Source organism: Tardiphaga sp. 285_C5_N1_2 (assembly GCF_052076065.1).
Classification (GTDB): domain Bacteria; phylum Pseudomonadota; class Alphaproteobacteria; order Rhizobiales; family Xanthobacteraceae; genus Tardiphaga; species Tardiphaga robiniae.
Genome location: NZ_CP197241.1, coordinates 2,105,366 through 2,123,750, shown reverse-complemented (window position 1 = coordinate 2,123,750; position 18,385 = coordinate 2,105,366). Strand labels below are relative to the sequence as shown.

At 61.8% G+C, this 18,385-nt stretch carries 18 protein-coding genes; 15 read left to right on the top strand and 3 right to left on the bottom strand.

The genetic code is table 11. From position 1 onward, the window contains the following. The 4 genes from rnr (at position 1) to AB7951_RS10120 (ending at position 3,961) form a co-directional block, all read left to right on the top strand. Entirely contained in the window at positions 1 to 2,397 is a 2,397-nt protein-coding gene (gene rnr, locus AB7951_RS10135) for a ribonuclease R (protein ID WP_120292051.1), read from the top strand. A 4-nt stretch (positions 2,398 to 2,401) separates the two neighbouring features. Further along, positions 2,402 to 2,824: a DUF983 domain-containing protein gene (locus tag AB7951_RS10130; protein ID WP_089263757.1), complete on the top strand. Its 423-nt coding sequence runs from the start codon at positions 2,402 to 2,404 to the stop codon at positions 2,822 to 2,824. A gap of 54 nt (positions 2,825 to 2,878) precedes the next feature. Next, positions 2,879 to 3,616 (top strand): NUDIX hydrolase, encoded by a 738-nt coding sequence (locus AB7951_RS10125; protein WP_089263756.1) that lies wholly within the window; start codon positions 2,879 to 2,881, stop codon positions 3,614 to 3,616. Between the two features lie 117 nt (positions 3,617 to 3,733). Further along, entirely contained in the window at positions 3,734 to 3,961 is a 228-nt protein-coding gene (locus tag AB7951_RS10120; protein WP_092144352.1) for a hypothetical protein, read from the top strand. A gap of 51 nt (positions 3,962 to 4,012) precedes the next feature. Here AB7951_RS10120 and AB7951_RS10115 read toward each other — a convergent pair whose 3' ends face one another. Further along, positions 4,013 to 4,750: an SDR family oxidoreductase gene (locus AB7951_RS10115; RefSeq protein ID WP_089264610.1), complete on the bottom strand. Its 738-nt coding sequence runs from the start codon at positions 4,748 to 4,750 to the stop codon at positions 4,013 to 4,015. A 117-nt stretch (positions 4,751 to 4,867) separates the two neighbouring features. Here AB7951_RS10115 and AB7951_RS10110 point away from each other — a divergent pair, with 117 nt between their 5' ends. The 5 genes from AB7951_RS10110 (at position 4,868) to AB7951_RS10090 (ending at position 9,327) form a co-directional block, all read left to right on the top strand. Then, positions 4,868 to 5,782 carry a LysR family transcriptional regulator gene (locus AB7951_RS10110; RefSeq protein WP_120292049.1) on the top strand — a complete coding sequence of 305 codons (915 nt, stop codon included), beginning with the start codon at positions 4,868 to 4,870 and terminating at the stop codon, positions 5,780 to 5,782. 211 nt (positions 5,783 to 5,993) lie between these two features. Further along, the gene (locus tag AB7951_RS10105; RefSeq protein ID WP_120292047.1) at positions 5,994 to 7,325 is read left to right on the top strand and encodes an LLM class flavin-dependent oxidoreductase; all 1,332 of its coding nucleotides are present in this window, start codon (positions 5,994 to 5,996) and stop codon (positions 7,323 to 7,325) included. A gap of 69 nt (positions 7,326 to 7,394) precedes the next feature. Further along, complete coding sequence (locus AB7951_RS10100; protein WP_093761319.1) at positions 7,395 to 7,919, top strand: GNAT family N-acetyltransferase; 525 nt, start codon at positions 7,395 to 7,397, stop codon at positions 7,917 to 7,919. Positions 7,920 to 8,105: 186 nt separating this feature from the next. Then, entirely contained in the window at positions 8,106 to 8,273 is a 168-nt protein-coding gene (rpmG, locus tag AB7951_RS10095; protein ID WP_068732385.1) for a 50S ribosomal protein L33, read from the top strand. A 280-nt stretch (positions 8,274 to 8,553) separates the two neighbouring features. Next, positions 8,554 to 9,327, top strand: coding sequence for a hypothetical protein (locus AB7951_RS10090; RefSeq protein WP_068732383.1), 774 nt, complete (start codon positions 8,554 to 8,556; stop codon positions 9,325 to 9,327). Positions 9,328 to 9,334: 7 nt separating this feature from the next. Here AB7951_RS10090 and AB7951_RS10085 read toward each other — a convergent pair whose 3' ends face one another. Together AB7951_RS10085 and AB7951_RS10080 are read right to left on the bottom strand one after the other, a co-directional pair. Beyond that, a complete protein-coding gene (locus tag AB7951_RS10085; protein ID WP_120292045.1) occupies positions 9,335 to 10,708 on the bottom strand; it encodes a PleD family two-component system response regulator in 1,374 nt (457 codons plus the stop codon). Between the two features lie 10 nt (positions 10,709 to 10,718). Further along, complete coding sequence (locus AB7951_RS10080; RefSeq protein WP_068732379.1) at positions 10,719 to 11,084, bottom strand: response regulator; 366 nt, start codon at positions 11,082 to 11,084, stop codon at positions 10,719 to 10,721. 222 nt (positions 11,085 to 11,306) lie between these two features. On the opposite strand from AB7951_RS10080, the gene AB7951_RS10075 reads away from it, so the two are divergent. The 6 genes from AB7951_RS10075 to AB7951_RS10050 all read left to right on the top strand — a co-directional run bounded on the left by AB7951_RS10075 (position 11,307) and on the right by AB7951_RS10050 (position 18,381). Then, positions 11,307 to 11,600: a DUF3572 domain-containing protein gene (locus AB7951_RS10075; RefSeq protein WP_120292043.1), complete on the top strand. Its 294-nt coding sequence runs from the start codon at positions 11,307 to 11,309 to the stop codon at positions 11,598 to 11,600. Beyond that, on the top strand, positions 11,597 to 12,892 hold the full coding sequence (locus tag AB7951_RS10070) for a DNA polymerase IV (protein ID WP_120292041.1): 1,296 nt from the start codon (positions 11,597 to 11,599) through the stop codon (positions 12,890 to 12,892). The genes AB7951_RS10075 and AB7951_RS10070 overlap by 4 nt, the downstream gene beginning before the upstream one ends. Positions 12,893 to 12,963: 71 nt before the next feature. Further along, a complete protein-coding gene (locus AB7951_RS10065; protein ID WP_120292039.1) occupies positions 12,964 to 13,317 on the top strand; it encodes a hypothetical protein in 354 nt (117 codons plus the stop codon). A 92-nt stretch (positions 13,318 to 13,409) separates the two neighbouring features. Further along, positions 13,410 to 13,817, top strand: a complete 408-nt coding sequence (locus AB7951_RS10060; RefSeq protein WP_120292037.1) for a FixH family protein — start codon at positions 13,410 to 13,412, stop codon at positions 13,815 to 13,817. Next, positions 13,814 to 15,229, top strand: a complete 1,416-nt coding sequence (locus tag AB7951_RS10055) for an efflux RND transporter periplasmic adaptor subunit (protein ID WP_120292035.1) — start codon at positions 13,814 to 13,816, stop codon at positions 15,227 to 15,229. Before AB7951_RS10060 ends, AB7951_RS10055 begins: the two co-directional genes overlap by 4 nt. Then, positions 15,226 to 18,381 (top strand): CusA/CzcA family heavy metal efflux RND transporter, encoded by a 3,156-nt coding sequence (locus AB7951_RS10050; protein WP_120292033.1) that lies wholly within the window; start codon positions 15,226 to 15,228, stop codon positions 18,379 to 18,381. Before AB7951_RS10055 ends, AB7951_RS10050 begins: the two co-directional genes overlap by 4 nt. Positions 18,382 to 18,385: the final 4 nt, after the last annotated feature.

Sequence of the window (18,385 nt, the reverse complement as noted above, 5' to 3'; positions counted from 1 at the left end):
GTGAACAAGAAACGTGACAGCAGCTTTCCAACCAGGGATGCCATCGTCGCGTTCGTTCGCGCGTATCCCGGCAAGATCGGCACCCGCGAGATCGCGCGTGAATTCGGACTGAAGAACGCCGCCCGTGTCGAGCTCAAGCGCATGCTGCGCGAACTCGCCGACGAAGGCGCCATCGCCAAAAAGGGCCGCAGCGTGCGCGAGCCCGCAGCGCTGCCACCGACAGTGCTGGTCGACATCACCTCCAGGGATGCCGATGGCGAGTTGATCGCCACGCCCGTCGAATGGGACGAGGCAGACGGCACGGTGCCAAAAATTCGCATTCACGCGCCGCGCCGTCCCCTGCCCGGCACCGCCGCCGGCGTCGGTGACCGTGCGCTGCTGCGTATCGAGAAAATCGAGAACGAGGGCGAATTAGCCAGCTATCAGGGCCGCGTCGTACGCGTCCTCGAAGGTGCCCGCACGCGCCTGCTCGGCATCTATCGCGCGCTACCGAATGGCGGCGGACGATTGATCCCGGTCGACAAGAAGCAGGCCGGGCGCGAACTCAACATCGCCGCGTCAGACGCCAACGGCGCCGAGGACGGCGATCTCGTCAGTGTCGATCTCATTCGCACGCGTGGCTATGGCCTCGGCTCCGGCAAGGTCAAGGAACGGCTCGGTTCGCTCTCCTCCGAGAAAGCGGTCAGCCTGATCGCGATCCACTCGCACGATATCCCGCAGGCGTTCTCCCGCGATGCGCTGAAGGAAGCGGAAGCCGCGCAGCCTGCGACATTGCAAGGACGCGAAGACTGGCGTGATGTGCCGCTGGCCACCATCGATCCGCCGGACGCCAAGGATCATGACGACGCCGTCTATGCCGAACTCGATCCCGATCCGCACAATGCAGGTGGATACATCGTCACCGTCGCCATCGCCGATGTCGCCTTCTATGTGCGTCCCGGCTCTGCGCTGGATCGCGACGCACTGATCCGCGGCAACTCCGTCTACTTCCCCGACCGCGTCGTGCCGATGCTGCCGGAGCGCATCTCCAACGACCTGTGTTCGCTGGTGCCGGGCGAACCGCGCGGCGCCCTCGCCGTACGCATGGTGATCGGTGTAGATGGCCGCAAGAAGTCGCACACGTTCCATCGCATCCTGATGCGCTCGGCGGCCAAGCTGAATTACGCACAGGCGCAAGCCGCCATCGATGGCCATCCCGACGATACTACCGGCCCGCTGCTCGAACCGATCCTGAAGCCGCTCTATGCGGCCTATGCGCAGGTAAAGCTCGCGCGCGACGAACGTGAACCGCTGGATCTCGACATCCCCGAGCGAAAAATCCTGCTGAAGAAGGACGGTACCGTCGATCGCGTCATCGTACCGGAGCGGCTCGACGCGCATAAGCTCATCGAAGAGTTCATGATCCTGGCCAACGTCGCCGCAGCCGAAACGCTTGAAAAGAAGGCGCTGCCGCTTATCTATCGGGTACATGATGAGCCTTCGGTGGAGAAGGTTCACAACCTGCAGGAATTCCTCAAGACCCTCGACATGCCGTTCGCCAAAGCTGGCGCGTTGCGGCCATCGGTATTCAACCGGGTGCTGTCACAGGTCAAAGGCCAGGATTCCGAACCGCTGGTGAATGAAGTGGTTTTGCGCTCGCAAGCCCAGGCGGAATATGCCGCCGAGAATTACGGACATTTCGGTCTGAACCTGCGCCGCTACGCGCATTTTACCTCACCTATCAGGCGATACGCAGATCTGATCGTGCATCGCGCATTGATCCGTGCGCTCGGGCTCGGCGAAGGCGCGCTACCCGAGACCGAAACCGTGGAAACGCTGAGCGAAATCTCGGCACAGATTTCGGCCACCGAACGCCGGGCCATGAAGGCCGAGCGCGAGACGTCCGACCGGCTGATTGCGCACTTCTTGGCGGACAAGATCGGCGCTACCTTCCGGGGCCGGATCTCCGGTGTCACCAGGGCTGGACTCTTTGTCCGATTGACCGAGACCGGCGCCGATGGCCTGATCCCGATCCGCACGTTGGGCACCGAATACTTCAACTATGACGAAGCTCGCCACGCCCTCGTCGGTACACGCAGTGGTGCCATGCATCGGTTGGGCGACGTCGTCGATGTCCGTCTGGTCGAAGCCGCTCCCGTTGCTGGTGCCTTGCGGTTCGAAATGCTTTCCGAGGGCAATACCGCCCCACGGAACCGCCGACGCGAACATGCCCGCAGCAATGACGCTGCAGACCGGCCGCGTCATCCGGGTGCCAAACCTTCTGGTGCGACGAAGTTCAAATCGTCGAAGAAGCTCAAGGCGCCCAAGAAAGCCAAACCCGGTCGCAATGCCCGGCAGGCTGCCAAAGCTGACAAGGCTCGCGCCGGTGGTAACCCCGGCAAGCCGAAAAAGGGGTAACGTCATGATGACATTGACCACACCGAAGATCTGGAGCGCGACGCTGGATTCCTCCGCCAAACGCAATGTGTGGACCGCGATGAAGCGCGGCTTCGCCTGTCGCTGCCCGAACTGCGGCGAAGGCAAGATGTTTCGCGCCTTCCTCAAAACCGCCGATCACTGCGACAAGTGCGGACAGGATTTCTCTGCACACCGCGCCGATGATCTTCCCGCCTATCTCGTGATCGTCATCGTCGGTCACATCGTCGTACCGATCGCATTGTGGATCGAGACCAACTATTCGCCATCGGTCGCGCTGCAACTTGCGATCTACCTGCCGATCACACTGATCGCGTCGCTGTTGTTGTTGCAGCCGGTCAAGGGCGCCGTGGTTGGATTGCAGTGGGCATTCCGCATGCATGGATTTGGCGACGGCCCGGCTGACTGATACGTTCTCCGTCCCCTTGAACAGCACGTAATAAGAAGAATTTCAGGAGACGGAATGAGCGACGCGGTCGAGATCGGCAAAGAAGCCGACCACCATCCCTATAAGCGTCCGCGCGACGCAGCGACCCTGATGCTGGTCGATCGCTCCGGCCCGATTCCGAAAGTGCTTGTCGGCAAGCGTCACGACAAGGTCGTGTTCATGCCCGGCAAGTTCGTCTTCCCCGGCGGCAGCGTCGACACGACCGACAACAAGATTCCGGTGGCTGCACCTTTGCCGCCGGAGCTTGAAGCCAACCTGATGAAAGGCAGCCCGAAGACGCCGCCGTCGCGCGCGCGTTCGCTTGCCGTTGCTGCGATCCGCGAAGCCTGCGAAGAAACCGGCCTCTGCCTCGGCCGCAAGGTTGATGGCGCGACCAGGAAGCTCCCCGGCGTATGGGAGGCTTTTAGCGATGCAGGTCTCCTGCCCGATCCCTCGGGCCTGTTTCTGATTGCGCGCGCCATCACACCACCCGGCCGTATCAAGCGTTTCGATACGCGTTTCTTCACGGCGGACGCATCGTCGATCGCGCATCGCGTCGAGGGCGTCGTGCATGCCGATGCCGAACTGGTGGAACTGGTCTGGGTCGAACTCGGCTCCGCGCATCTCGCCGACGCGCACGCAATGACGAAGAACGTGCTCAATCAATTGCAGCAGCGTCTCGCCACCGGCCCGCTCCGTCACGACGCGCCACTGCCCTTCTTCCATTGGTACAGCGGAAAGATGCAACTCGATATGCTGCCCGGCGAAAGCTGAGTTAATCAAGTAAGACGTCTCGCTTTTCGATCTATTCTAATTCTAACTGTTTCCGTAGTGGGATAACTGGTGAGGCACGGTAAGCTACCGTTGTCTTGCTCACAGGAATTCCCAGTTATGGGACAGATGAATTGGACGCCGCAGGTCGAGTCTTCGACATTTACGCGCGCGTCACTGGAATATCGTCGCAAGGCGTCGGCACTCAGCCAGCGCGCCAGCGTGGAAGCTGACCCACGCAAAATTCGTGCATTGCTACAACTCGCCATCTCGTGGATTCAGGTTGCTGAAAACGAAGAGCTGATGGCGAGCGAGTATCGCGCCAGCGCACACATGCACAGTTTCTGACACGAGAAGACGCCGCATACGCGGCGCCTTCCTGCTCTGCCAAGCCCATCGTCAGATCTGAGCGAGACCACCGTCGACGAACAATTCTGCGCCGGCGACGAAGCTGGAGTCATCCGATGCCAGGAACAGAACCGCCTTCGCGACTTCGTCCGCGGTACCGAGACGGCCGAGCGGCACGATGGTCTTGAGGTAGCCCTTCACATCGTCATTGGCGAAGACGTCGAGGCCGGGGGTCTGGATCGGTCCGGGGCTGACCACATTCACGCGAATTTTGCGCGCCTTGAGGTCCGAGGTCCAGCTGCGCGCGAACGAGCGGATCGCTGCCTTGGTGGCGTTGTAGACGCTGAAGGACTCCATGCCCTTCGATCCCGACACCGAGCCGGTGAGAACCACCGAGGCACCGTCGGAGAGCAGCGGCAGTGCCTGCTGCACCGTGAACAAAACGCCCTTCACATTGATGTCGAACATCTTGTCATAGACGTCTTCGGTGATCTGGCCGAACGCGCTCAATTCATAGCCGCCGGCATTGGCGAACAGCACGTCGATCTTGCCCTTGGCAGCCTTCACCGTATCGAACAGATGCGCGAGATCGGCGAGCTTGGCAGCGTCCGCCTGCACGCCGACCGCCTTCGGTCCGAGCTGCTTCACGGCGGCATCGAGCTCGGCCTGGCGGCGGCCGGTGATGAACACGGTGGCGCCTTCGTCGATAAAACGCTGCGCCGCGGCCAGACCAATGCCGGCGCTGCCACCGGTAACGACTGCGATTTTGCCTTCGAGTTTGCGGGTCATGATGCTCTCCATCTGATCTGGGGCGGCGCCATCGCCGTCCGACATGGAGAACATCGTCCATTCGCTCACTAGCGGTTATGGGCTTGTTCGGATATTATTTATCCGTATTTTGGATGAATGACCGATACCGTCGCCCTTTTCCAGGCTTTCATCCGCGTCGTCGAAGCAGGCTCATTCACCCGTGTGGCTGAAGAGCAGAATTCCAGCCAGCCGACCGTCAGCCGCCAGGTGGCAACGCTGGAAGACCATCTCGGCACCCGATTGTTCACCCGCACCACGCGCAAGCTGACGCTCACCGATGACGGCCGCAGCTTCTATGAGCGCGCCAAACTGGCGCTGGAAGCCGTTGCCGAGGCCGAGGGCGCCGTGGGACGCCGCCGAGCCAGACCATCAGGCACGTTGCAACTGGCCCTCCCGGTGGTGTTCGGACGGCTGCGGGTGATCCCGCATCTCAAGGGCTTTCTGGCGCGTTACCCCGACGTCAGTGTCGACCTCGTGATGAGTGACGGCTTCAGCGATCTGGTCGAGGACGGCATCGATCTCGCGATCCGCTCCGGCGTCGTGACCGACCCAAACCTGATCGCCAGGAAAATCGGCGTGACACGCCGTATCCTGGTGGCCTCGCCGTCCTATCTGCGCGGCAAGACGCAGCCTGCGCATCCGAACGATCTCATCGGGCATGATTGCATCCCCTATACGCGCTTCACCGGCGGCGTGACCTGGCGCTTCGAAAGTCCGGACGGCCCGATCGCTATCGAAGCCACGGGACCGGTGCGCACCCAGAGTTCGGAAGGCATTCGCGAAGCCGTGATGTCCGGCCTCGGTATCGGGTTTGTGCCGATCTGGCATTTCAGGGATGAGATCGAGACCGGTCGTCTCATTGTGTTGCTCGAAGCCTTCGAACCGAAACCGGTGCCGATCAGCGCGGTCTATCCCTCGCGCCGCTTCGTGCCGCAAAAGACCCGCGCCATGATCGACTACCTGGAAACGCAATTTGCGATGGACCCGACGCTGAATCCGCGAAGGGGGTGAGCTCCGTCCTCATGGTGAGGAGGCGCTACTTCAGCGCCGTCTCGAACCATGAGCGCCGGCCTCCATCCTTCGAGACGCGGCGAAGACGCCGCTCCTCAGGATGAGGTTCTGCAGATAATCCACAAATCGCAATAATCTTCTCGTGAGCAGCATCTACCTGCGCGCGTCGGCGTCCCTATCTGTTCCCGACCAGCATCACGGGGAATTCCAGATGGCGAAGCGTCAGTTGAAGCTCGGGGCCTTCATGCGCCCGATCAGCATCCATACCGGCGCATGGCGCTATCCCAGCGCTCAGCCTGACGCCAACTTCAACTTTCCCTTCCTCAAACAGATGATCCGCAAGCTCGAGGCCGGCAAGTTCGACGCCTTCTTCATGGCCGATCATCTTGCCGTGCTGAACATGCCCGTCGAGGCGCTGAAGCGCAGCCATACGGTGACGTCGTTCGAGCCATTCACACTGCTATCGGCACTCGCTGCCGTCACCGAGAACATCGGCCTCGTCGCCACCGGCTCCACCACCTTTGACGCGCCCTATCACGTCGCCCGCCGCTTTGCGTCGCTCGATCACATCTCGGGCGGACGCGCCGGCTGGAATATCGTCACCACATCGAATCCCGATGCCGCGCTCAACTTCGGCCTGGACGATCACATGGAGCATGCCGAGCGCTACAAGCGCGCGCGCGAGTTCTATGATGTCGTCACCGGCCTGTGGGATTCCTTCGCCGACGATGCCTTCATCCGCAACGTCGAGACCGGCATCTTCATGGACCCTGAGAAGATGCATGTGCTCAATCATAAGGGCCCACATCTCTCGGTACGCGGCCCACTGAACATTGCCAGGCCCGTGCAGGGCTGGCCCGTCATCGTGCAGGCCGGCGCATCCGAAGACGGTAAGCAGCTTGCCGCCGAAACCGCAGAAGCGGTGTTCACCGGCGGCGGGGCGATCAGCGATGCACAGAAGCTCTATGCGGACATCAAGGGCCGCATGGAGAAGCTCGGCCGCAACCGCGATCATCTCAAGATCCTGCCCGGAGCCTTCGTGGTGGTCGGCGACAGCGTCGAGGAAGCCAAAGAGAAACGCGCTTTGCTCGACAGCAAGGTGCATTACGCCAATGCCATCGCGTCGCTCTCGATCAATCTCGGCACCGACGCCTCCGTCTTCGATCCCGATGGCCCGCTGCCCGAGATTCCCGAAACCAATGCCAGCAAGAGCGGCCGCGAGCGCGTCATCGCCCTCGCCCGGCGCGAGAACCTGACCGTACGCCAGCTTGCCCAGCGCCTCGGCGGCTATGGCGGCTCCGCCTTCGTCGGCACGCCCCAGACCATCGCCGACCAGATGCAGGAATGGCTGGAAACCGAGGCCTCGGACGGTTTCAACATCATGTTCCCCTACCTGCCGGAGGGCCTGAACGAGTTCGTCGACAGGGTTATTCCGGAACTGCAGCGACGGGGTATTTTCCGCACCGAGTATGAGGGGAAGACGCTCAGAGAGAACCTAGGGCTCCCGCGGCCCGAAAATCGGTTCTTCCCTCCCGCGACTTGACTCCGCTGTGGGGGATCGCATCAGCTACTGCTCCCGCCTGTTATGCTGCGATCCCACCCGGACAAATCCATGAGTGCGCATGCCATCCATCTCCTCACGCCGCACGAGGCGTGGGCCAGACGCGATAGCCTGATCGATCTTCTCGTCGACTCGGTCGAAGGCGGCGCCTCGGTCAATTTTGTCTGGCCGATGACTCGCGCAAAGGCCGAGGCGTGGTGGGACGGTACGCTCGCGAGCCACACCCGCGGCGAGCGATTGATCTTTACGGCAGAGGCCGGGGATCGCATCGACGGGACCGTGCAATTGATCCCGGCGCCACAGGAGAATCAGGCCTTCCGCGCGGACATTGCCAAGATGCTGGTGCACCGCCGTGCGCGATGTCAGGGACTGGGCGCCGCGCTGCTGTTGGCGGCGGAACATGAAGCGCAGCGGATCGGCCATACGCTGCTGACACTGGATACCGCCACAGGCGGCGCCGGCGAACGACTCTACGCCAGGCTCGGCTGGACCAAATTCGGCGAAGTTCCCGGCTACGCCACCAACCCGGACAATAGCACCCGGGATGGGGCCAGCTTTTTCTACAAGACGCTCTGATGTCGATTGACCGGAGATTCAGGCCAGCCGTAGCCTGAAAACCGGCTCTTTCCGGGATACCAGCCTGAATTGGAGTGGTTTTTCCACCCAGAAAACCTTGACTTTGGGGCGTTCGGGGCTAGGTTGCGCCCCAATACGGCCAGTTCTCTGGCTGTCACCCGATTCCCGACATTCAGAGGTTCTGCCATGGCCAAAGCGGTCACCATCAAGGTCAAGCTCGTTTCCACCGCGGACACCGGCTTCTACTACACCGCCAAGAAGAATTCGCGCACCATGACCGACAAGATGGTCAAGAAGAAGTACGACCCGGTCGCGCGCAAGCACGTTGAATTCAAGGAAGCCAAGATCAAGTAAGCGCTGAACACAGCCGCTGACGGATTTTGAACGGGGCCCTTTCGGGTCCCGTTTTCTTTTAACCTCTCCTCGCTCCCGGCGAAGCGAAGCTTCGCTAGGCGGGGCGACGTTAAGTAGGAAGCCCGGCCCAATCGTTTCAATTTTAGCGATGCGCACAGCACCGTATTTACCCTGCCACAACTATGGCGGGCATGAAGCCTGTGATTGAAACGGTATTCACGTCATTTCGTGCGACAAGTCGGTATCATTCGACGCAATTGATTTGCATCGGGAGCAACCCTTGTCTTTCCGCGATTCAGACACGACGGCTGGCCAGTTCACGTCTGCGGTGTCTCTGGCGGGCGTTTTCGTCCGCTACGCATTCTATTTTTTCGGAATGATCGTGTTCGGGCTCATCGCCTTCGGGGTGATCTGGCTCTGGGGTAATCGCGTCCAGGTGGTCCAGGACAAGCCAGCTTTCAGGATCACTGACGGCAGCTTCACACGGTTACCCGTCAGCTCCGATATCATCACCAGTGGACTGCTTGGCCGTGTTGAGGTCATGCAATACGGGGCACTGGATCATCGCGGGATCGATCTCACCGTGGCGATCGCATTCCCGCCCCCGGGCGGCCTGCAGACGCGGCCGACTTTCGAACCGCGCGAAACAAAGCTTTTGCGCAACATGCGCTTCCAGACGCTCTCCACGCACTTCGATCTGGAAACGCGCTACGGCCCTGTCCATGCCGTCGAAACGCGCGTCGAGACCGATGGCCGCTGGAAACAGTGCCTCGCCTTCAGCTCGCGCTTCGATACCAGGGCTGTGTTCCTTTCCGGCTGGACCTGCGACGCCACCGGCACCAAGCCGGGCGCAGATGCCCTCGCCTGCGCGCTCGACAAACTTGTGATCGATAAGGAATTGCCGACGAAAGAAGCCGACGCCTATCTGCGCGCACGCATGACGCGCCCGGCTTACTGCGCGGCCCGGCAGGTCACGCAGACTTTCGATACGGGATCACGCCCGATCTCGCCGCCGTCGCGATGGTCGCAACCGTCTGCACGAACGCGTCTTTGATAGTAACTTAAGCCGCCGCAGCAACCACGCGGTTGCGGCCGTCGTGCTTGGCGCGATACAGCGCCACGTCGGCACGCTTGAGTACGTCGGCGACGGGCTCGCCCTTCTTCTCCAGCGTCGACAACCCGATCGAGATCGTGACCTCGATGCGCTTGTTGCCCTTGTCGATGGAAAACGGTTCGCCGGCGATCGAACGACGCAGACGCTCGGCCACCATGCTGGCGACATGCATGTCCGTCTCGGGCATGACGATGACGAATTCCTCACCGCCGTAACGACAGGCTAGATCGATGCCACGGATCGACTTGCGAATGCGCACGGCGAATTCGCGCAGCACGTCGTCACCGCAATCATGGCCATGATTGTCATTGATCGACTTGAAGAAGTCGATATCGAGCATCATCAGCGCCAGCGGCTTGCCGCGGGTGGCCGCCTGCTCTGCCAGCGTTTCCAGATGGCTTTCCATGTAGCGACGGTTGTGCAGTCCGGTCAGACCGTCGGTGATCGCGGCTTCGATGGAGTGCTGAACGTTGTCGCGCAGATGATCGGTGTAACGGCGACGGCGCACCTGCGTGCGGGCGCGGGCCAGCAGCTCGTTCTTGTCCACCGGGCGCATCAGGTAGTCGTTGACGCCGATCTCGAGACCACGCAACAGCCGCGGATTGTTATCGGCATCAGCAATCGCGAGAATCGGAATCTGCCGCGTGCGCTCCAGCGAACGCGCCTGGCTGCACAGCCGCAATCCGTCGTAATTCTCGAGGCTCAGCGAGACAATGAGCAGATCGTAATTGCCCTCGGCGGCATGAAACAGCGCCTCGGTCGGATTGGGTTCGACATCGACGGTGTGTTCGGCCGACAGGACGGGCGCCAGCCGCTCATAGGATGACGGACGATCGTCGACCAGCAGGATGCGTCCGCCGATGCCCAGATCAGACACGGCGCTGCGCTCGGGCGCCTGCACGCCGATTTCCAGCGAGGTGATGGCGCGCATGCGCAGCTCATCGGTCATCATCTTCAGACGCGTCAGCGAGCGCACGCGCGCCACCAGCACGGCATCGGCGACGGGCTTGGTGAGAAAGTCATCGGCGCCGGCTTCGAGGCCGCGCACGCGATCCGACGGCGAATCCAGCGCGGTGACCATCACCACCGGAATGAAATGCGTCTTCGGATTGGCTTTCAGGCGACGGCAGACCTCGAAGCCGTCCATGTCGGGCATCATGACGTCGAGCAGGATCAGGTCGCATTCGGAACGCGCGCAGACTTCCAGCGCCTGTGCGCCGTTGGACGCGGTGATGACGTCGAAATACTCCGCCGAGAGACGGGCTTCCAGAAGCTTCACGTTGGCGGGGATGTCATCGACGACAAGAATACGCGCTGACATAGGGAACTCCCTAACCGATGAACCGACGCACGGTTTCGATAAATTTTCCGACCGAAATGGGCTTTGATAAATAGGCTTCGCAGCCGCCTTCGCGGATACGTTCTTCGTCGCCCTTCATGGCGAAGGCTGTGACGGCGACGACGGGGATCATGCTGATCGCAGGATCCTTCTTGATCCAGCCGGTCACTTCGAGACCGGAGACCTGCGGTAGCTGAATATCCATGAGGATGAGATCGGGGCGGAGCGAGCGGACAAGATCGAGCGCTTCATAACCATTGCTCGTGCCGACTGTCTGATAGCCATGGGCTTCCAGCAGGTCACGGAAGAGCTTCATGTTGAGCTCGTTGTCCTCCACGATCAGGACGGTTTTTGCCATCCCGCCCTCCAATCCAGAACACGAGCGTTCTTGTTTCGCTGGGCATGATTGCCCTGCGTCACCGGCCAATGTGATGTTCGAAGCGAACTTCCAAATTCACTTCGGCCACCCCGCCGAAGTGCCCGTGTACCGCGCATATCCCTGCAACTGGAATCGCCCCGGTGACTCGGGCATGATGACTTAAAATAGAGACGATAAGTTACGGAAAGGCAAACACGCGTGATGAAAAAAAACCAGCGCCACCCCAGCGAAGTCGCTGAAATCGTTGCGATTCAGGCGCTGTCCTTCGTTGCCGGTGACCCCGAGCGGCTGGGCCTGTTCCTGTCCGAGAGCGGAATCGGTCCGGAGACCCTCCGCTCGGCTGCAAAGGATCCACAGTTCCTCGTCAGCGTGCTCGATTTCGTGCTGCGCGACGACGAGACCGTGAAGGCGTTTTCGGCGTCGTCGCAACTGGATCCCACCACGATCGCCGCCGCGCGACAGGCGCTCGATCCCCGCGGGCAGGACTTTACGTGAGCCCCTCTCCGGCAGAGCTGAGCGGACCGCGCTGCTTCTGCCGGGATTGCTTTGTCGATCTGGATGCACGCGTCAAGCGCTGCACGTCATGCGGGTCACCGCGCCTGGTGCGACACCACGCGCTGCCGTCGCTGACGCTGGCACATATCGACTGCGATGCGTTCTACGCCACCGTTGAGAAGCGCGACAATCCCGACATCGTCGATCGGCCCGTCATCATCGGCGGCGGCAAGCGTGGCGTGGTGTCCGCGGCCTGCTACATCGCACGCACCTTTGGCGTGCGCTCGGCGATGCCCATGTTCAAGGCGCTCGATCTCTGCCCCGACGCCGTCGTTGTGCGGCCCGACATGGCGAAATATGTCCGCGTCGGCCGCGAGGTCCGCCATGCCATGCAGGCGCTGACGCCGCTGGTCGAACCATTGTCGATCGACGAAGCCTTTCTCGATCTCTCAGGCACGCAGCGCGTCCACGGCATGATCCCGGCCAAGGTGCTGGCGAAATTCGCCGCCGATATCGAACGCCAGGTCGGCATCACGGTCTCTGTCGGCCTGTCGGTGAACAAGTTTCTCGCCAAGATTGCCAGCGATCTCGACAAGCCGCGCGGCTTCGCCACGCTCGATCAGGACGACGCTGTGGCCATGCTCGCCGACAGGCCCGTCAGCTTCATCTACGGCGTCGGCCCGGCGACCGCGGAGAAACTCTCGCAGCGCGGCTTTCGCAAGATCAGCGATCTACAGCGCGCCGATGAGACCGACCTCATGAAACAGTTCGGCGGCGAAGGCCGCAGGCTGTGGCGCCTCGCCCGCGGCATCGACGATCGCCTCGTCGTCGCCGATCGCGGCGCCAAGACGATTTCCAACGAGACGACGTTCAACGAAGACATCCGCGACTACGCCACACTGGAAAAGATTCTGTGGCGACTATCGGAGAAGGTCTCGTCGCGGCTGAAGAGCAGCGAATTGTCCGGCACCACAGTCACACTGAAACTCAAGACCGCGGATTTCCGCCAGCGCACCCGCTCGCAGTCGATCCAGTCGCCGACGCAAATGGCGGCGCGTATCTTCGATATCAGTCGCGAGATGCTGGCAAAGGAGATCGACGGCACGGCCTTTCGCCTGATCGGCACTGGCGTCAGCGCTCTCAAGCCCGGCAACGAGGCCGGCGACGACAACATGCTCGACCGCCGTTCATCGCATGCCGAACGCGCGATGGACGATCTCAGGAAGAAGTTCGGCAGTGCCGCGGTGATCCGCGGCATTGCCTATGACGGGCCGGAGAAGCCAAGGACATAATCCCCATAGGGATTGCGAACTTGTGATGTGCCCGGGCTTCCCACGCTGTGGTGGCCGTGAGATGGTCGAATATGGATATTCGTCGGCTCCTGAAACTCTTTCTGGCGATTGTCGTGACCATCGGCCTGTCGGTGGCGCCAATGGTGACTCCGGCGGCTGCCAAGAGCCCGTCGGCCACGATGACCGACATGTCGGCGATGTCCGGTGACATGCCCTGCTGCCCATCCGAACAGAAGAGTAAGGATTGCCAGGACTGTCCCCTTCTCGCGATTTGCGTGTTGAAGACCGCCCAGGCTGGGCCTTCCCTGGCGCCACCCATGACGGTTCGCCACGCCGTCCGAACCTACCACTCGTTGCTGAACGACGCGCTGACCGATGGCGTCAACCGTCCCCCTCCGGACCACCCTCCTCGCACTTCGATCTGAGCGGCGCTGAGCGCCGTCGCTGCCGCGTGCCTCCAGGCGCGCGGATGACGAATGCCGTTCGCGGCATCAGATTCAATCGAGGATACCAAACCATGAAGACGTCTAACTCCCCGCGCGCCTTCGGGGCTGCGTTGATCGCTATCGCTTTGGGCGGCGCAAGCACGGCTGCACTGGCTGACATCAAGGACTACACGTTCGAACTCGTCGATCAGTCCGTACAGGCCGGCCCCGACAAGATCATCACCGTCCGCCTGATGAACACCAAGACCGGCAAGCCTGTGCCTGATGCCGTCATTTTCGCATCCCGTCTCGACATGGCTCCTGACGGCATGCAGGAGATGGCCACCAAGGTCACGCCAGTATCGGGGATCGAGCCCGGCACCTACAAGTTCAAGGCCACTTTCGGAATGGCCGGTCGCTGGCAGCTTTCTCTCGGCGCCAAGGTGCAGGGAGAAACCGGCTCCGTCGAGAACAAGCTCGTCATCACGGCGCAGAAATGAACCGCGCCGTTTTAGCTGGTACCGCCGCCGCGTTCATCGCGGCGGCCGGAGGCGGATTCATCATCGCGCAGCGACCGTTGACGCACGCCCTCGCCGTAGTCACCTCCGCCGATGCGCAGGAAGCCGGCGCGCCCATCTACTATCAAGATCCGGACGGAAAGCCGGCTTATTCATTGACGCCGAAGAAAACGGCGTCAGGTCGCGACTACCGCGCCGTGCCCGCCGGGGCCGACGTCAGCTTCGAAGACCTCACGGAGACCATGCCGATTTCGGAGCCAGCGTCGGCTGGCACCGACACGAGCCGCAAGATCAAGTATTACCGCAATCCGATGGGACTTCCTGACGCGTCGCCAACGCCGAAGAAGGACTCCATGGGGATGGATTACATCCCGGTCTTCGACGGCGACGATTCCGACGATGGATCGGTCAAGCTCTCTCCGGGCAAGATACAGCGCACGGGCGTGAAGTCCGAGCCAGCCACCAGGCGCGTGATCCGGACGCAGATCCGCGCACCCGGCACGATCCAGCTCGACGAGCGGCGCATCTCCGTGATCTCGATGCGTGCGGAAAGCTGGGTGCAGAAGGTTGCCGACGTCACCACCGGCACGAAGGTCCGCAGCGGGCAGCCTTTGATGGATATCTACAGCCCCGCAATCTCGTCCGCTGCGGCGGAATACGTCGCTACGATCACATCGAAGACGACGGGCGGCGATGGACTGTATGGGCGCGGGTCGCGTCAACGGATCATGAATCTCGACGTTCCGGACACGGTGATTGCGGAAATCGAGAAGAGTCGCATCGTCCCGATCTCCATCGCGTGGGCCGCCCCGCGGGACGGCATCGTTCTTGAGCGCAACGCCATCGAAGGGATGCGGGCGCAACCCGGCGACATCCTCTTTCGTATCGCCGACACGTCGCTGGTCTGGGCGATGGTCGATGTCGCGGAGCGCGATCTTGGAGCCATCGCCGTCGGACAGCCGGTGAATGTCCGGACGCGTAGCCTCTCCGGCAGGCAGTTTGCAGGCAAGGTCAACGTGATCTACCCGCAGGTCAATCGCGAGACCCGGACGACACGCGTCCGTATCGAACTCACAAACGCCGATCTCGCTCTGCTACCGGACATGTATATCGACGCTTCGATCGAGACCGGAAGTGCGGATCCGGTCGTGTCCGTCCCGGAGAGCGCTGTGATCGACACCGGCACCCAGCAATCGGTGTTCATCGACAAAGGACAGGGGCGCTTCGAACCGCGCAGCGTCGGACTCGGCCGTCGCGGCGGCGGCTACGTCGAAATCCGCGAGGGAGTCGCAGACGGCGAACCAGTCGTCATTTCGGCCAATTTCCTGATCGATGCAGAAAGCAATCTGAAGGCCGCGTTGAAGGGCTTTTCCGACGCGAGGAGCCCACAATGATCGCCCGCATCATCGCATGGTCGGCGCGTAATCTGCTGCTGGTGTTGTTCGGCACAGGGTTCGCCGCAGCCGTTGGCATCTACGCGCTGGCGCATCTGCCGCTCGACGCCATCCCGGATCTCTCCGACACGCAGGTCATCGTCTATACCGAGTACCCCGGCCAGGCGCCGCAGGTGATCGAGGATCAGGTCACCTATCCGTTGACGACGGCAATGCTCACGGTGCCGAAGTCGAAAGTGGTGCGCGGGTTCTCGTTCTTCGGCGTGTCGTTCGTCTATGTCATCTTCGAAGACGGGACCGACATCTACTGGGCCCGGTCGCGCGTTCTCGAATTCCTGAACGGAGCCACGTCCCGCCTGCCCGCCGGCGTCACGCCGACGATGGGCCCCGATGCCACCGGCGTCGGCTGGGTTTACCAATACGCGATCATGTCCAGGGAATTGAACCTTGCCGACACACGGGCGATCCAGGACTGGAATTTGAAGTTTGCGCTCGCAAAAGCCGAAGGCGTCGCCGAAGTCGCCAGTGTCGGTGGCTTCGTCAAGCAATATAACGTCGTGCTCGATCCACTTCGGATGCGCGACCTCGGCATCACCATGCAGAAGATGCGCGATGCCATCCGCGCCAGCAACGCCGATGTCGGCGGTCGCACGGTGGAGCTGTCCGAATTCGAATATGTCATCCGCGGCAAGGGCTATCTGAAGTCGATCAACGACCTCGGCAATGTCGTGCTCAAGACGAATAACGGCACGCCGGTCCTGCTGCGCGATGTCGCGCGCGTCGAACTGGGCCCCGACGAGCGGCGCGGCATCACCGAACTCAATGGTGAAGGCGAAGTCGCCAGCGGCATCGTGCTGCAGCGTTTCGGCGTCAACGCGCTCGACGTGATCGAGAACGTCAAGAAGCGTTTCAAGGAGATCGCCAGCAGTCTGCCGAATTCCGTCGAGATCGTCCCGGTCTATGATCGCTCGAATCTGATCAACGCTGCCATCGCCACGCTCAAGCACACATTGCTGGAGGAAAGCGTGGTCGTCGCACTCGTCTGCATCTTATTCTTGCTGCATGTCCGCAGTGCCCTGGTTGCGATCCTGATGCTGCCGGTCGGCGTGCTGATGGCGTTCGGCGCCATGAAACTGCTCGGTCTTGGCTCCAACATCATGAGTCTCGGCGGCATCGCGATCGCCATCGGCGCCATGGTCGATGCCGCCATCGTCATGATCGAGAACGCCCACAAACATCTCGAACGCGCGGATCCCGGCAAGTCGCGCGTCGAGGTCCTGATCGAGGCAGCCTCAGAAGTCGGCCCGGCGCTATTCTTCAGCCTGTTGATCATCACCGTGTCGTTCATGCCGATCTTCACGCTGGAATCCCAGGAAGGACGTCTGTTCAGCCCTCTGGCGTTCACCAAGACGTTTGCGATGGCAGCCGCCGCCATCCTGTCGGTGACGCTGGTCCCGGCCCTGATGATCATCTTCGTTCGCGGCCGGATCGTTCCGGAACACAAGAATCCGATCAACCGCTTCCTGATCTGGGTCTACCGGCCTGTCATCACCGTTGTGATGCGCGCGAAGACGCTGGTCGTCCTGCTCGCAGTCGCCGTTCTCGCGGCCAGTGTCTGGCCGGCACGTCAGCTCGGGACCGAGTTCATGCCCAGTCTGAACGAGGGCACACTCATGTATATGCCGACGACGCTGCCGGGCATCTCCGTTACGAAGGCCGGAGAACTGCTGCAGACACAGGACAGGATCATTCGGTCGTTTCCGGAGGTGGCTTCGGTCTACGGCAAGGCGGGGCGCGCTGCCACGGCGACTGATCCGGCGCCCTCCGAAATGTTCGAGACAATCATCAACCTCAGACCGAAGGAAGAGTGGCGATCCGGTCTCACGGTCGATGGACTGATCGCCGAGATGGACAAGGCGCTGCAGTTTCCGGGCGTGTCGAATGCCTGGACCATGCCGATCAAGGCCCGCATCGACATGCTGTCGACAGGCATCCGCACACCCATCGGCGTGAAGGTGATCGGCACCGACCTCGTCGAGATCGACCGGCTTGCCAAGCAGATCGAGCAGGTGCTCAAGGCGGTACCGGGCACATCGTCGGCCTATGCCGAGCGCGGCATTGGCGGCTACTACCTCGATGTGACGCCGGATCGCGAGGCATTGGCGCGCTACGGCATCATGATCCAGGACGTTCAGGACGTGATCGGAACCGCGCTCGGCGGCCAGACGGTAACGACGACCGTGGAAGGCCGGCAACGCTTCACCGTCAACATGCGGTACCCTCGCGACCTCAGAGACAGTCCGCAGGCCATCGCCAGTGACGTGCTGGTGCCGATGCCCGGAGGTGGCGCGGTCCCGCTCGGCGAAGTGGCCAGGATTACGCTGGCGAGAGGGCCGACGTCGATCCGGACCGAGAACGGACAGTTGGCCACATACATCTATGTCGACATCCGCGACCGCGACCTCGGCGGCTACGTGGGCGACGCGCAGCGCGGGGTCCAGGCGAGCATTCAATTTCCGCCTGGCTATTACGTGATGTGGAGCGGCCAGTACGAATATCTCGAACGCGCGACGGTGCGCCTGAAGATCGTCGTGCCGGTGACGCTTTTGATCATCTTCCTGCTGCTGTACCTGAACTTCCGGTCGATCACCGAAACCATGATCGTCATGCTGTCGCTGCCGTTCGCGCTGGTCGGCGGCCTTTGGCTGATGTGGTGGCTCGGTTTCAACCTGTCGGTTGCAGTCGTGGTCGGTTTCATTGCGTTGGCCGGCGTTGCCGCCGAGACCGGCGTGGTGATGCTGATCTATTTGAATCAGGCATTGACCGCGATCCAGGCGCGACGGGACCTTGAAGGACGGCCGCTGACGCGCAACGACCTGTACGATGCGATCATGGAGGGAGCGGTCGAACGCGTCCGTCCCAAGATGATGACGGTGGTCGCTATCATGGCGGGCCTGCTGCCGATCATGTGGAGCACCGGCACGGGCTCGGAGATCATGCAGCGCATTGCGGTGCCGATGATCGGCGGCATGATCTCGTCGACGCTGCTGACGTTGATTGTGATCCCCGCGATCTATGCAATTGTTAAGGGCTATGGGCTGCCTCAGGCCGGCTTGATCTCGGCCAAAGGGATAGTGGCCGTGACCAGATAGCCCG